This is a genomic window from Streptacidiphilus monticola (genome assembly GCF_042658505.1).
Classification (GTDB): domain Bacteria; phylum Actinomycetota; class Actinomycetes; order Streptomycetales; family Streptomycetaceae; genus Streptacidiphilus; species Streptacidiphilus monticola.
In genome coordinates this window covers 32,338-46,462 of record NZ_JBHSQJ010000065.1, presented here as the reverse complement: position 1 = coordinate 46,462, position 14,125 = coordinate 32,338, and the positions used below count along the sequence as shown (strand labels likewise).

Sequence of the window (14,125 nt, the reverse complement as noted above, 5' to 3'; positions counted from 1 at the left end):
GGCCGCCCGCGCCGGGGCGGCCGGCAGCGCGTCCAGATGCGCCGCCAGATCACGCAGCACCGGGTGTGCGTAGAGGTCCGCGACCGAGGCGGTGGGGAAGCGCTCGCGCACCGTGGTCAGCAGCCGGGCGGCGGCGAGGCTGGTGCCGCCGAGCGAGAAGAAGTCGCTGTCGGCCGTCACCGGGAGGCCCAGCAGCGCCCGCCACTGTTCCGCCAACCAGCCTGCGGTACCGGCTAGTTCGCCGCTGCCCGGCCCCTCGGGCAGCGCGAGCGGCCAGGGCAGCGCGGCCCGGTCCACCTTGCCGGACGTGCGGGTCGGCAGTGCCTCCACCCGGGCCAGCACCGGCACCAGCTCGCGGGGGAGCCGGTCCAGCAGCGCGGTGCGGGCGGCGCCGAGGTCCAGCTCCCGGGCCGGGTCCGCGACGACGTAACCGACGAGCACCTGGCCGCCCGCGGGCGTGCGCTGCACCGCGGCCGCCGCCGCGCGGACCCCCGGCAGCGCCTGCAGCGCCGCGTCCACCTCGCCGAGCTCCACCCGGCGTCCGGCCAGCTTCACCTGCTCGTCCGCCCGGCCCACGAAGACCAGGCCGTCCGGGTCGGCGACGACCAGGTCCCCGGTCCGGTAGACCCGGGGCGAGGACAGTGCGGGGCTCGGCGCGAAGCGCTCCGCGTCCCGCACCGGGTCCAGATAGCGGGCCGTGCCGACGCCGCCGATCAGCAGCTCGCCGGTCTCGAACCAGGCCACCGGCTTGCCCTGCGGGTCCACGACGGCCAGCTCCCAGCCGTCCAACGGCGCGCCGATGCGCACCGGCTGACCGGGCGTCAGCGGCGCGGCGCAGGCCACCACGGTCGTCTCGGTCGGCCCGTAGGTGTTCCACAGCTCGCGCCCCGGCGCGGCCAGCCGCTCCACCAGCTCAGGCGGGCACGCCTCCCCGCCCAGGACCACCAGCCGTACCCGTTCCAGCGCCGCCACCGGCCACAGCGCGGCCAGCGTCGGCACGGTCGAGACGACGGTCACGCCCTGCTCCACCAGCCACGGGGCCAGCTCCGCGCCGCTGCGCACCAGCGCCCGGGGCGCGGGCACCAGGCAGGCGCCGTGCCGCCAGGCCAGCCACATCTCCTCGCAGGACGCGTCGAAGGCGACGGACAGCCCCGCCAGCACCCGGTCGCCCGGCCCGAGCGGGGAGTCCCGCAGGAACAGGCGCGCCTCGGCGTCCACGAAGGCCGCGGCGGACCGGTGCGAGACCGCAACCCCCTTGGGCCGTCCGGTGGTTCCCGAGGTGAAGATGATCCAGGCGTCGTCCGAGGGCAGCGGCCGCTCCATCCCGCCGGAGCCGGCACGTCGGCGCTCCACCGCCAGGTCCGCCCCGACGACGAGCTGCACGTCGGCGTCCGTCCAGACCAGTTCGGCCCGCTCGTCCGGGTCGTCCGCGTCCACCGGCACATAGGCCGCGCCGGTCAGCAGCACCGCCAGGACGGCGAGATACAGGTCCGCCGTCCCGGACGGCACCCGGACCCCGACCCGCGAGCCGCGGCCCGCCCCGGCCGCGGCCAGGCGCCGCGCCAGCAGCTCCGCCTCGGCGAGCAGCCGACTGTACGTCAGCACCCGCCCCCCGGCGTCCAGCGCCGGTGCCTGCGGCCAGCGGGCGGCGGTCTCGGCCAGCACCTCCACCAGCGTCCTCGGCCCGGCGGGCGCCGCCACGGGCCAGACGGCGCCTGCGGCCGCCCCTGGCGGCATGGTCCCCCCGGCCGCCCCGATCTCCCCGGCCGGGGCCGGCCTCACGTGCTCAGTCGTGCTCATCTGCCTTGCTCATGGTCGGTCGCGCGACTCGCGCGCGGCGTCGGATTCCGGACGTCGCAGCCCTGACTCCGGACGCCCCCGGGCATCCTGTGGCATGGCTGTGCCGGAACCGCCGCTTCACGCGCCCGCCATACGTCGCTCTTGACCGATTCCTGCCGCTCTTGCACGCGGCGCACCCGTGCCCCGGGCGTCACGGTGCGCTCTGGCGTGGGCCGCCGGAAAATCCGGCCGGGCCCGGAGCCGCGAGCTGGCATGCTGTGGACGTGGACCGACCGGAGATCCGTCTCGACATCGACCCCGAGCTGCACGTCTTCGTCCCCGAGGCCCGCCGCGCCGCGCCCGTGCGCACCGACGGCAGCTCCAGCCTCGGGCATGTCGTCGAAGCCCTGGGCATCCCGCTGACCGAGGTCGGCACGCTGGAGGCGGACGGGCGGCCCGTCCCGGCCTCCCACGTACCCGCCGACGGCGAGCGGATCGCCGTCCGGCCCGTGCCGCGCCCGCAGCCCCTGCCCGGACCGCCGCGGTTCCTGCTCGACATCCACCTCGGCACGCTGACCCGGCGGCTGCGCCTGCTCGGTGTCGACGCCGCGTACGAGAACCCCGACATCGGCGACGCCGCCCTGGCCGCCCGCTCGGCGGAGGAGCGGCGCGTCATGCTCTCCCGCGACCGCGGCCTGCTGCGACGGCGCGAACTGTGGGCCGGCGCCTACGTCTACAGCCACCGCCCGGAGGAGCAACTGCGGGAGGTGCTGGGCCGGTTCGCACCCCCGCTGGCCCCGTGGACCCGGTGCACCGCGTGCAACGGCCTGCTGCGGGAGGTGCCCAAGTCGGAGGTCGCCGACCAGCTGGCCCTGGGCACCGAGCGGACCTACGACACCTTCGCCCGGTGCACGGCCTGCGGCAAGGCGTACTGGCGCGGTGCCCACCACGGGCACCTGGACGCCGTCGTGGCCGCGGCGCTCGCCGAGTTCCCGCCCGGACCTGCGGACGCCCGGGAGGCATAGGATCGTCCCGGTCGCCGCAACCGCGCGCAGTGGCTGCGTGACAGCTGATCGGTTCTGACGGGAAATCGGGTCTCCGCGACATGGACAAGCACGCCCGGCGCAATGCGCTGCTGGAGCTGCTCGGCAGCACCGAGCAGCTCTCGGTGGAGGAGGCCGCCCAGCGCCTCGACGTCTCCCCGGCCACCATCCGCCGCGACTTCGACGAACTGTCCCAGCAGCAGCTGCTGGTGCGCACCCGCGGTGGCGCTCGGGTCAGCGCCGTCACCTACGAGCTGCCGCTGCGGTACAAGGCGGCGGCGCGTGCGGAGGAGAAGTCCCGCATCGCCGCGGCGGCGGCCGCGCTGGTCGAGCCGGGCATGATGGTGGGCCTCAACGGCGGCACCACGACCACCGAGGTCGCCCGCGCCATCGCGCTGCGGCTGGGGCAGCTCCCGGGCGTCCCGGACACGGACGCGGTGACCCTGGTGACCAACGCGCTGAACATCGCCCACGAGCTGACGATCCGTCCGGACGTCAAGGTGGTGCTCACCGGCGGCGTCGCGCGCGCCCGCTCCTACGAACTCGTCGGCCCGCTGGCCCCGTTGGTCCTGGGCGAGCTCTCCCTCGACGTCACGCTGCTGGGCGTCGACGGCATCGACGCGCGGCAGGGGGCGTCCGCCCGGAACGAGGCCGAGGCCGGCATCAACAAGATCCTGGTCGAGCGGGCCGAGCGGGTGATCGTCGTGGCCGACGCCACCAAGGTCGGCCAGCGCGCCTTCGCCCGCATCTGCGGGCTGGACGCGGTGGACACCCTGGTGACCGACCGCTCCGCGACGGACGCGCAGCTGGAGCCCTTCGAGGCGGCGGGCGTCAAGGTGATCCGGGCCTGAATCGCCAAGGGGGCCCGTCCGGTCGGACGCTGGAGGATCCGCCGGTGGGCCCGCCCGGCCACGGCGCTACGCGCCGGCGGCAGCCCTGACGGTGACGGCGGCGCGGTAGCCCTCGGGGACCGCGACGTCCGCGACCGTCCAGCCGGGGAGCGCGGCGGGAGCGGGGCCGGTGCCGAGGTAGTCCGCGGCGGGATCGCGGCTGAGGCCGGTGCCCAGCGCCTTCAGGTAGGACTCCTTGCGGCTCCACGCCCGCGTGAACGCGGCAGGCCGCCCCTCCGTCGGGAGCAGGGCCAACTCCTGCTGCTCGCGCGGGTGCAGAGCGGTCGTCAGGTCGGCGAGGACGTCGGCCGCGGGCAGCAGCTCGACGTCTGCGCCCACCACTCCGGCGGCGACCGCCACCAGCGCGGCGCCGCGGGCGTGCGAGAGCGAGAACTCGGCTGCGCCGTCGGCCAGTTCAGGGCGGCCGTGGGGACCGCCGCAGCCGGGGCAGGCCGCGCGCGTGAAGGCGACGGCAGCCGGGCGCACCCCGGTTCGCGCGCCGAGCACCACGCGCAGCGCCACATGGGAGACGACGTAGTCGCGTCGGTCGTCCTCGCGGTGGAAGCCGGCGGCGCGGGCCCGTTCCGCTGTTGAGAGGACGGAGTCCCCGAGCGCCGACGCCCACGCGGCGTGCGCGGCCGTGTCGACGAGCCAGAGGTCCAGGCCCGTCGTCGGCGGCGCTTCCGGTGTGAAGGGCGTCGGCGTGATCACGCCGACGAGGCTACCGGGCAGCGCCCTCCGCGAGGGACGGCAGCGGCCCGCGCNGGGGCGCTGTGGGGGCGGCCGACGCCTCGGCCTCGGCACACCCGGAGGTGCCGCGGGCGCAGGGGCGTCGAGGGTGCCGGACGCGCTGCGCGGCGTGGACTCCTGCACGGTGGACCGGATCTGACCGGTCGTCGGGGGCCAGCCGGACGGTCTTGGTGTTCGTGCCGCTTACGTCGATGCCGGGACGGCGCATCATGACCAGCGATGATTGCGTGAAAGTGCTCATCATGGCTAGTCTCCGAGCACAAACGAGCAGTAGCTCAACAAGCCTCCGCTCATAGAGGAGCCGCGTGTGACCGCCGCCCAAGCCCCGGAGGGCACCGAAGCCGCCGGGACGCCCTCGCTCACGTCCCTGGAGATCGCGTCCCAGCCCGACTGCTGGCGGCGCGCCGCCGCGCTCGCGCCCGCCTATGCCGCCGACCTGCCGCAGCCCGGCGAGCGCGTCGCCGTGGTCGGCTGCGGCACCTCGTGGTTCGTCGCCCAGGCCTACGCCGTGCTGCGCGAGCAGGCGGGACTGGGCGAGACGGACGCCTTCGCCGCCTCCGAGTTCCCCTCCGGCCGCCGCTACGACCGGATCGTCGGGCTGTCCCGCTCCGGCACGACGACGGAGGTGCTCCAGCTCCTCGACGCCCGGCCGGGCGGTGCTCGGCGCACGGTCGTGACGGCCGATCCGGAGACCCCGGTCATGGCGAAGGCCGAGCACGTCGTCGTCCTGGACTTCGCCGACGAGCGGTCCGTCGTGCAGACCCGGTTCGCGACGACGGCGCTCGCCCTGTTCCGGACCCACCTCGGCGGCGGCGCCCAGGTGCTCGCCGCAGCGGACGACGCCGAGCGCACCGGGGGCGACGCGCTGCCCCGAACCTGGCTGGAGGCCGATCAGTTCAGCTTCCTCGGGCGCGGCTGGACGTACGGCCTGGCCCTGGAGGCCGCGCTGAAGATGCGCGAGGCGGCCGTCTCCTGGACCGAGGCCTACCCCGCGATGGAGTACCGGCACGGCCCCATCGCCATCTGCGGCCCGAACCGGATCACCTGGGCCCTGGGCGAGGTCCCGGCCGGGCTGGCCGCCGACATCGCCCGCACCGGCGGCCGGCTGGTCCACGACGCGACGGTGGACCCGATGGCCGACCTGGTCCGCGTCCAGCGGCTCGCCGTCGCCCGCGCCCACGCCCAGGGCCTGGACCCCGACCGGCCCCGCCACCTGACCCGTTCCGTCGTCCTGGACGGCGAGGGCTGAGACCGTGCCACTCGTAGCAACCGGCGAACTCGTCACCCGGGCGGCAGCGGCCGGCACCGGGATCTGTGCCTTCAACGTCGTCCAGCTGGAGCACGCCGAGGCGCTGGTCGCGGCGGCCGAGAAGGCCCGGCTGCCGGTCATCCTGCAGCTGAGCCAGAACACGGTCCGCTACCACGGGGGCATGGAGCCCATCGGGCTCGCCATGCTCGCGCTGGCACGCCGCAGCGAGGCGCGCGTCGCCGTCCACCTGGACCACGCCGAGGATCCGGCGCTCGTGGCGGAGGCGGTGGCCCTGGGCTTCGGTTCGGTGATGTTCGACGCGTCCACGCTGCCGTACGCGGAGAACGAGGCCGCGACCCGGGAGGCGGCGGAGCTGTGCCACCGTCACGGGGTCTGGCTGGAGGCGGAGTTGGGCGAGGTCGGCGGCAAGGACGGCGTCCACGCCCCCGGTGCCCGTACGGATCCGGCGGAGGCCGCACGGTTCGTCCGGGCGACGGGCGTGGACGCGCTGGCCGTCGCCGTGGGCAGTTCGCACGCGATGACCACGCGGGACGCGGAGCTGGACTTCGACCTCATCGCTTGTTTGCGGGCCGGGTTGGACGTGCCCCTGGTACTGCACGGGTCGTCGGGCGTCAGCGACGAGGGGCTGGTGCGGGGGGTGCGCGCGGGACTGACGAAGGTGAACATCGCGACCCATCTGAACCGTTCGTTCACGGCGGTGGTGCGGGAGGTGCTGGCCGCCGCGCCGGCGGCCACGTCCGACCCCCGCACCTACCTCGGCCCGGCGAGGGACGCGGTGGCAGACGAGGCGGCGCGACTCCTCCGGCTCCTGGCCGCCCCCTGAGGCGGCGCAGCCCCCTCCGGGGGCGCGAGGAATCCCCCACCCTTCGGGCGGGAGGTGCCCCCAGCGCGACCAGCCACCGCCCGCGGAGGTTCGTCCCGTCGGACCTCCCCGAGTGGTGGGCTGGTCGCGCGATTCCTCGCGCCCCGGGAGGGCAACTTCAGGTCTGTCGGTAAGAGGAGAGGAAACGGGCGATACGCCCGATTGCGGACTCGAGGTCGTCGGCGCGGGGCAGGGTGATCAGACGGAAGTGGTCGGGCCGGGGCCAGTTGAAGCCCGTGCCCTGGACGACCTGGATCTTCTCCCGCAGCAGCAGGTCCAGCACGAAGCGCTCGTCGTCGACGATCTTGTGCACCTCCGGGTCGATCCGCGGGAACGCGTAGAGCGCGCCCTTCGGCTTGACGCACGACACGCCCGGGATCTCGTTCAACCGCTCCCACACCACGTCCCGCTGCTCCAGCAGCCGCCCGCCGGGCAGGACCAAGTCCTCGATGCTCTGGCGGCCGCCGAGCGCGGCCTGGATCGCGTGCTGCGCGGGGGCGTTGGCGCACAGGCGCATGGAGGCCAGCATGGTCAGGCCCTCCAGGTAGTCCTTCGCCAGGTGCCGCGGACCGGAGACGACGAGCCAACCGCTGCGGAAGCCGGCCACGCGGTAGGCCTTGGACAGGCCACTGAAGGTCAGCACCACCAGGTCGGGCGCCAGCACGGCCGGGCTGTGGTGGATCGCGCCGTCGTAGAGGATCTTGTCGTAGATCTCGTCCGACAGCACCATCAGCCCGTGACGGCGGGCCAACTCCAGCATGGCTTCCAGCACTTCGCGCGGATACACCGCGCCGGTCGGGTTGTTGGGGTTGATGACGACCAGCGCCTTGGTCCGGTCGGTGATCTTCGACTCAAGGTCCGCCAGGTCCGGGTACCAGTCGGACTCCTCGTCGCACAGGTAGTGCACCGCCTTGCCGCCCGCGAGCGTCGTCACCGCCGTCCAGAGCGGGAAGTCCGGGGCGGGGATGAGGACTTCGTCGCCGTCCTCGACCAGGGCCTGCACCGCCATGGAGATCAGTTCGGAGACGCCGTTGCCGAGGTAGACGTCGTCCACGTCCACGTTCTCGAAACCGCGGGTCTGGTAGTGCTGGGCCACCGCACGGCGGGCGGGGAGGATGCCGCGGGAGTCGGTGTAGCCGTGGGCCCGGGGGAGCATCCGGATCACGTCCTGGAGGATCTCCTCCGGGGCCTCGAAGCCGAAGGCGGCAGGGTTCCCGGTGTTGAGCCGCAGCACGCTGTGGCCCGCCTCCTCCAGGGCGTCTGCGTGCTCGATCACGGGGCCGCGGATCTCGTAGCAGACCCCGTTCAGCTTGTTGGACTGGCGGAACTCCATGCCCCGGCCCTCCCCTGGGTGGTACCCCTTGGTTCTTCCAAGTAGCGACTTGGAAATTCCTACCACACCTCTACACTGATCCGCATGGCACGCCGAAGCTATGACCAGTACTGCGCCGTCGCCCGCGCCCTCGACACCGTCGGGGACCGCTGGACCCTGCTCGTCGTCCGCGAACTGCTGGCCGGCCCGCGCCGCTACACCGACCTGCACGCCGACCTGCCGGGCGTCAGCACCGACATGCTCGCCTCGCGGCTCAAGGACCTGGAGCGCGACGGACTGCTGGAGCGCCGCCGGCTGCCCGCCCCCGCCAGCGCCCAGGTCTACGAACTCACGGCCGCCGGACGCTCCTTGCTGCCCGTGCTCACCGCGCTCGCCGCCTGGGGAGCCGACGCCCTCGGTGAGCCCCGGCCCACCGACGCCGTCCGGGCGCACTGGTTCGCCGTCCCGCTGATCGGCCTGTTGGAGCGCGAGCCCGGCCTGCCCGCGGACTTCGTCCTCGATGTCACGCTGGGCGCGGGACGGTTCCATCTCGTGCGCGCGGCAGGAGAGTTCGGCTTCGCCGAGGGCGCGGCCGCGGAGCCGCACGCCCGCCTCTCGCTCGCCGACGATGACCTGGTGGCTCTGCTGCAAGGGCGTCGACCGCTGGCCGAGCTGCTGACAGCCGCCCCGAGCGGTGATCTGCTGAACCGTTAGATTGACAGCATGAGCGCTGATGTCGTCCTGCTGACCGGTCGGACCATGCCCCGTGAAGTGCCCGAGAACGCCCTGCTGATCGACGCGCTGGCCGAGCGCGGCGTCCGGGCGGAGCTGCTGCCCTGGGACGAGCCGGACACCGACTGGTCGCGCTTCGGCCTGGCCGTGGTCCGCACCACCTGGGACTACTGGGACCGTCGCGAGGAGTTCCTGACCGCGCTGCGCGGCATGGCCGCCCGCACCCTGCTGCGCAACCCGCCGGAGCTGGTCGCCTGGAACAGCCACAAGGGGTATCTCGTCGAACTCGCCCGCGCCGGCGTGCCGGTGGTGCCGACCCGGCTGGTCCCGCAGGGCTCGGACGACGCCACCGCGCTGGCCGCGCTCGGCGCCTTCGGTCCCCGGACCGAACTCGTCGTCAAGCCCGCCGTCTCGGCCGGCGCCCGCGGCGCGCTGCGGGCCCACGCGGACGACCCCGCCGTCGCCGCCCATCTGGCCGAACTGACAGGTCGCCAGGACGCCTTGGTGCAGCCGCTGGCCACCTCCGTGCTCAGCCGCGGGGAGACGTCGCTCGTCTACTTCGGGGGCGAGTTCAGCCACGCCGTCCGCAAGGCCCCCGCGGCGGGGGAGTACCGCATCCACCTGCACCATGGCGGTTCGCTGCACCCGCACACCCCCGACGACGCCGAACTGGCCGTCGCCGCGGCTGCGTTGGCTGCCGCGCCGTGGTCCGAGGCGACCGAGTACGCGCGGGTGGACCTGGTCCAGGGCGCGGACGGCACGCCCCAGGTCATGGAACTGGAACTGATCGAGCCGGAGCTGTTCCTGGAGGCGGACGAGGGCCGCGCGGTCGGCCGCTACGCGGACCGCCTGGCCGCCCTGGTCTAGGGCCTGCCCGGCGGATCCTTCCGGGTCCGCGCCCTTTGGCACGGCATCCCCTGCCTCCGGCCGGGAGGTGCTCGTCCTGTGTCGGCGAAACGCCCACGTACGTCCAGTACGAGGGCGCTCCGCCGCCTGGAGCCGGCCGCACCTGGGGCACCTCCCGCCCGAAGGGCGGGGAACGACGCGGGCTGGTTCGGAAGGATCCGCCGGACAGGCCCCAGCCGTGGGCCGGTGCCTTCACTCCGCGGCGCCCGCCCCGTACAGGTCCTGCCAGGACGGGAAGACCCCGCCCGGGGTCTCCACGCCGGTGGCCGCGCGCACCGCGCGGACGATGGCCTCGGTCACGGCGTCCGCCGCTGCGGCCAGCAGGGCGTTCTGCTCCTGCAGGCGCTCCACCGGGGCCTCCGGCAAGCGCACCGGGCCCGAGGCGAGGGCGAAGACCGTGTCCCCGTCGGTGAGCAGGTGCACCGGGCGGATCGCGCGGGCCAGCCCGTCGTGGGCCGTCCCGGCGAGCTTCTGGGCCTGCGCCGGAGTGAGTGCGGCGTCCGTCGCCACCACCGCCAGCGTCGTGTGCAGCGGCTCCTCGGCGCCCGCCTGGCGGCGCCGCGTCTCCGCGCGGGCCTCGGCCAGCCGCTCCCGGGCGCGGGCGTGCGCCTCCGCCGGGGGCGGGAGGACCGGACGGCCCGCGAACAGGTCCCCGTAGAGCAGACCGGTGGCCGGATCGACCACGTCCCCCGCCGCGTTGACCACCACCGTTGCGCCGACCGTCGCGCCCCCGGGGGTGCGCAGGCTCGCGGTGCCGACACCGCCCTTCATTCCACCCGCAACCGCGCCGGTGCCCGCCCCGACGCAGCCTTCGAGCACGCCCGAGCGGCCTGACAGGGCGTCAACCACCGCCTCGCCGCCCAGCACCGCGCCCGGCCGCGCCCGCCAGTCGCCGCCGCGGCCCAGATCGAAGATGCAGGCGGCCGGGACCACCGGCACCACCTGGCCGGGCAGCGGACCCACCGGGACGCCCCGGCGCTGCTCCTCCAGCCAGGCCATCACGCCGTCCGCGGCGGCCAGCCCGAAGGCGCTGCCGCCGGTGAGCACCACGGCGTCCACCCGCTCCACCAGGTTGCGCGGGTCCAGGGCGTCCGTCTCCCGCGTCCCCGGGCCGCCGCCGCGCACGTCCACGGCCGCCACGGCGCCACCGGGCGGCGCCAGCACCACGGTGGTCCCGGTCAGCCACCCGTCGCCGTGCCGCTGGGCATGCCCGACCCGGAACCCGGGGACGTCGGTGAGTTTCGTCATGCCCCTCCTGTACCCCGCGGCACTCGCGCGCTCACGCGCCACGCCCCCTCGGGGGCAGGGTCAGACGCGCTCCAGCGGCAGGTGCGGCCCCTGGGGCAACTCCACGCGGATCTCGTCGCCGGGCCGGACGTCGCCGCCCGCCAGCACGACGGACATGATGCCGGCGCGACGCACGATGCCGCCGTCCGGTGCGCGGCCGACGACCTGCTTGAGCAGGCCTTTCCGGAAGGCGTCGATCTGCGGGCAGGGGTTGCGCAGCCCGGTCACCTCCACCACGGCCTCGTCGCCGAGGAACAGGCGGGTGCCGCGCGGCAGCGCGAGCAGGTCCAGGCCACGGGTGGTGACGTTCTCACCGAGGTCCCCGGGGGCCACGGTGAACCCCGCCGCGGCCAGCTCGTCGTGCAACTCGCCCTGGATGAGGTGCACTTGGCGCAGATTCGGCTGCGTCGGGTCCTGGGCGACCCGCGACCGGTGCTGGACGGTCACGCCCAGGTGCGCGTCCCCCTCCACGCCGAGCCCGGCGAGCAGCCGGATCTCCCCGGCGTTCGGCTTGCTGAAGGTGTGCCCCGCGCTCACGCTGACCGCTTCGACCGTACCCGTCACCTGTCGGCCGCCGACGTCCGTCCCCATGTCCCAGTCCACGTCCGCAGCCTATCCACGCGCGGGCCCGGTCATGCGGGCGGGCGGCTGGGCGAGGGCGTCGCCCTTGCCGCGGCCAGCAGCAGCGCGGCCACGCTCGCCGCGTCGGTGATCCGGCCCTCGCGGGCCGCGGCGACCGCGTCGTCGAGCGGGACCCAACGCAGCTCCATCCGCGTCTCGCTCACCTCGCGGGCCATGGTGCCGACGCTCAGGCCGGTGGCGACGAACAGGTGCGCCCGGGCCGCCGTGGCGGAGGGCAGCTGGTCCAGCACCGCCAGCGGGAGGACCGACGAGGCGCGGAAGCCGGTCTCCTCCTCCAACTCCCGTGCGGCGGCGGCCGCCGGGTCCTCGTCCGGGTTGACCCCGCCGCCGGGCAGCACCAGCATCCGGCGCTGCTGCAGGAAGTAGTGGTCCTCCACGAGCAGCACCCGGCCCTGCCCGTCCAGCGCGACCACGCGGGCGGAGTCGGGAGTCTCCACGAACTCCCAGACGGCAGCGGTGCCGTCGTACTGGGTGTAGTCCTCCTCGAAGGCCCGGATGAAGCGTCCGTGGGTGAGTTGACGACGGGTCATGCTCCCGGGCCCTCCTGTCGGTCGGCGGCGTGCAGGAGGATACCGAGGGCGCTCCCGGTGAGCGAGACCGCGCCGCGCCGCACCGCGGCCACCGCCTCGGCCAGCGGCAGCCACACCAGCGTGAGCCGCGCGGCGTCCTCCGGAGCGGGCGCGCCCGGCGTCAACCCGCGTGCCGCGAACAGGTGGAGGCGCGCCGGCGAGTGGCTGAGCAGCGCGGTCGGTCCGCCGCCGAGCACGGTCCAGTGCGCCGCGCGGAGTCCCGTCTCCTCGGCCAGCTCGCGCCGGGCCGCCGCGATCGGCGACTCGTCCGGCTCCACCCGGCCGCCCGGCAGGGTGAACAACTCGCCGTGCACCTCGGACCGTTGGCGCACCATCGCGATCCGGCCCCGCTCGTCCTCGGCGACGGTGACGGCGGCGTCGGGCGGCGGCGCGCCGGTCACGCGAAGACCAGGCAGACCGGCGTCGGCACGTCCAGGGTGTGCAGGTGCTCCAGGCGCCCGGCCTGTTCGTCCAGGCGGAAGCCGTGCAGCAGGCCGGAGTCCTGGCAGGCGACGAGCAGCACACGCCCGTCCGGGCTCAGCTGCATGTCCCGGGGGCCGGAGCCGCGCGCCTCCGTCGTGCCCCGCAGCACGGGGACGCCGGACGCCGGGTCGACGCGCAGCAGCGCGACACTGTCGTGGCCCCGGTTGGAGACCACCAGTGTGCGGCCCGAGGGACTGATCCGGATGGCGGCCGCGCCGGAGCTCCCGGTGAAGTCCTGGGGGAGGGTGGACACCGGCTCCCCGGCGACGAGCCCTTCGCCCGCGCGGGTCAGCGGAATCACGGTGTTGCCCAACTCGGTCACCAGGTACAGCCGTTGCCCGTCCGGCGCGGCCACCAGATGCCGGGGGCCGGAGCCCGCGGGCACGCTCACCCGGAACAGCTCGGTGAACGTCCCCTTGGGGTCCAGCTCGTACCCGACCACGGCGTCCAGGCCCAGGTCGGGCACGAGGACGTGGCCGCTGACCGGGTCCACGAAGACCATGTGCGGGTGCGCCGAACTCTGCCGCTCCGGGTCCACGCTGCCGCCCCGGTGCTGCACGACGTCCGAGGCCTCGCCGAGGGTCCCGTCGTCGAGGCGGGGGAAGGCGGCGATCGTGCCGGAGCTGTAGTTGGCGACGACGACGTGACGGCCGTCCGCGCTGAGGGAGAGATGACACGGGTCCTCGCCGTGCGAGTCCACCTGCCCGAGCAGGGTCCCGTCCGAGAGGCGGAAGGTGGAGACGGTCCCGGCCCCGCCCTCGTTCACCGCGTACAGCACGCCTGCTGACGGATCGACAGCCACCCAGGACGGGTTCCGGGTCGGAGCCAGCACGCCGATTCCGTGGACCTCGCCGGACCGCGGGTCGAAAGCGCCGCGGAGGACGCCTTCGGCCTTGCCGTGCACGTGGCCGAGGCGCTCGGTGTAGGTGCCGACGAACAGCGGCAGGGCGGCGCCGGGGGAGCCGGTGCCGGGGGCAGTGTCGGTGGTCATGTCGGCCTTCCTGGGGCGCGGATGGGCGGGCACGCGCCGCGCGGGGCGCGTCCGGCCCAGCCTATGACCTGCGGTCGGCCCCGGGTGTGCGGTGACGGGGATGGCCCCGGGCGGGTCGTCGACACCGGGGCCGGGTCGGCCGTTCGGGACGGCGATGGGCTCAGTGCCTGCACCCGGATCTCCGCGCTGGGCCGCTCGCCGGAGCTGGGCAGGCGGGCTCAGGCGGGGCAAATGTCCCGGGCGGGACGGCGTTCTCCACGCCGGGGCGGCCGTTCGGACAGCGAGGGTGGCGGTGTCCGCATGCGGGTCTCCGACCGGGGCGCCCGTCGGGCTCGCCCGGAGGGCCCGGTGAGGGCAAAAGCCCTCGCGGCGGCCGGGCGGCGCCGCCTAGGGTCGGGGCATGACGCCGCCAGTGAACCTCCGCACCCGTCTGCGCGACGCCCTCACCGACGCCATGCGGGCCCGTGACAAGGCGGCCGTCGGCGTGCTCCGGGCCACCCTCGCCGCCATCGACAACGCCGAGGCCGTCCCGCTCGACGGACGGGCGCCCCGGGCCGGGGCCATCGAGCAGGCGCCCCTCGGCGTAGGCGCGGCCGAGACCGCGCGCCG

Annotated in this window: 14 protein-coding genes; 6 read left to right on the top strand and 8 right to left on the bottom strand. The window is 75.0% G+C overall.

Annotation, left to right across the window (positions count from 1 at the left end; genetic code table 11):
* Window positions 1-1,737, bottom strand: a 1,737-nt coding sequence (locus ACFP3V_RS16580; protein ID WP_380584071.1) for a non-ribosomal peptide synthetase, incomplete at its 3' end; no start/stop codon positions are given.
* A 326-nt stretch (window positions 1,738-2,063) separates the two neighbouring features.
* Between ACFP3V_RS16580 and ACFP3V_RS16575 the strand changes: the two genes are divergently transcribed.
* Complete coding sequence (locus tag ACFP3V_RS16575; protein WP_380584063.1) at window positions 2,064-2,804, top strand: Mut7-C RNAse domain-containing protein; 741 nt, start codon at window positions 2,064-2,066, stop codon at window positions 2,802-2,804.
* Window positions 2,805-2,884: 80 nt separating this feature from the next.
* Window positions 2,885-3,673: a DeoR/GlpR family DNA-binding transcription regulator gene (locus tag ACFP3V_RS16570; protein ID WP_380584061.1), complete on the top strand. Its 789-nt coding sequence runs from the start codon at window positions 2,885-2,887 to the stop codon at window positions 3,671-3,673.
* Window positions 3,674-3,739: 66 nt separating this feature from the next.
* Here the strand turns inward: ACFP3V_RS16570 and ACFP3V_RS16565 are convergent, their stop codons facing one another.
* Window positions 3,740-4,423, bottom strand: a complete 684-nt coding sequence (locus tag ACFP3V_RS16565; protein WP_380584059.1) for a 4'-phosphopantetheinyl transferase family protein — start codon at window positions 4,421-4,423, stop codon at window positions 3,740-3,742.
* 346 nt (window positions 4,424-4,769) lie between these two features.
* Between ACFP3V_RS16565 and ACFP3V_RS16560 the strand changes: the two genes are divergently transcribed.
* Window positions 4,770-5,711 carry an SIS domain-containing protein gene (locus ACFP3V_RS16560; RefSeq protein ID WP_380584057.1) on the top strand — a complete coding sequence of 314 codons (942 nt, stop codon included), beginning with the start codon at window positions 4,770-4,772 and terminating at the stop codon, window positions 5,709-5,711.
* A gap of 4 nt (window positions 5,712-5,715) precedes the next feature.
* Window positions 5,716-6,555, top strand: coding sequence for a class II fructose-bisphosphate aldolase (locus ACFP3V_RS16555; protein WP_380584055.1), 840 nt, complete (start codon window positions 5,716-5,718; stop codon window positions 6,553-6,555).
* A gap of 157 nt (window positions 6,556-6,712) precedes the next feature.
* On the opposite strand, the gene ACFP3V_RS16550 is transcribed toward ACFP3V_RS16555, so the two are convergent.
* On the bottom strand, window positions 6,713-7,927 hold the full coding sequence (locus ACFP3V_RS16550; protein ID WP_380584053.1) for a pyridoxal phosphate-dependent aminotransferase: 1,215 nt from the start codon (window positions 7,925-7,927) through the stop codon (window positions 6,713-6,715).
* Window positions 7,928-8,011: 84 nt separating this feature from the next.
* Here ACFP3V_RS16550 and ACFP3V_RS16545 point away from each other — a divergent pair, with 84 nt between their 5' ends.
* Window positions 8,012-8,620, top strand: coding sequence for a winged helix-turn-helix transcriptional regulator (locus ACFP3V_RS16545; RefSeq protein ID WP_380584051.1), 609 nt, complete (start codon window positions 8,012-8,014; stop codon window positions 8,618-8,620).
* A 9-nt stretch (window positions 8,621-8,629) separates the two neighbouring features.
* Window positions 8,630-9,505, top strand: a complete 876-nt coding sequence (locus ACFP3V_RS16540; protein WP_380584050.1) for an ATP-grasp domain-containing protein — start codon at window positions 8,630-8,632, stop codon at window positions 9,503-9,505.
* Window positions 9,506-9,736: 231 nt separating this feature from the next.
* Here the strand turns inward: ACFP3V_RS16540 and ACFP3V_RS16535 are convergent, their stop codons facing one another.
* Genes ACFP3V_RS16535 through ACFP3V_RS16515 form a run of 5 tightly spaced genes read right to left on the bottom strand, consistent with a single transcriptional unit; the run spans window position 9,737 to window position 13,516 of the window.
* Complete coding sequence (locus ACFP3V_RS16535) at window positions 9,737-10,792, bottom strand: P1 family peptidase (RefSeq protein ID WP_380584048.1); 1,056 nt, start codon at window positions 10,790-10,792, stop codon at window positions 9,737-9,739.
* A gap of 60 nt (window positions 10,793-10,852) precedes the next feature.
* Complete coding sequence (locus tag ACFP3V_RS16530; protein WP_380584069.1) at window positions 10,853-11,422, bottom strand: MOSC domain-containing protein; 570 nt, start codon at window positions 11,420-11,422, stop codon at window positions 10,853-10,855.
* Between the two features lie 41 nt (window positions 11,423-11,463).
* Window positions 11,464-12,003: an NUDIX domain-containing protein gene (locus ACFP3V_RS16525; protein WP_380584046.1), complete on the bottom strand. Its 540-nt coding sequence runs from the start codon at window positions 12,001-12,003 to the stop codon at window positions 11,464-11,466.
* Entirely contained in the window at window positions 12,000-12,443 is a 444-nt protein-coding gene (locus tag ACFP3V_RS16520; RefSeq protein ID WP_380584044.1) for an NUDIX hydrolase, read from the bottom strand. Before ACFP3V_RS16520 ends, ACFP3V_RS16525 begins: the two co-directional genes overlap by 4 nt.
* The gene (locus ACFP3V_RS16515; protein ID WP_380584042.1) at window positions 12,440-13,516 is read right to left on the bottom strand and encodes a lactonase family protein; all 1,077 of its coding nucleotides are present in this window, start codon (window positions 13,514-13,516) and stop codon (window positions 12,440-12,442) included. The genes ACFP3V_RS16520 and ACFP3V_RS16515 overlap by 4 nt, the downstream gene beginning before the upstream one ends.
* Window positions 13,517-14,125 lie beyond the last annotated feature (609 nt).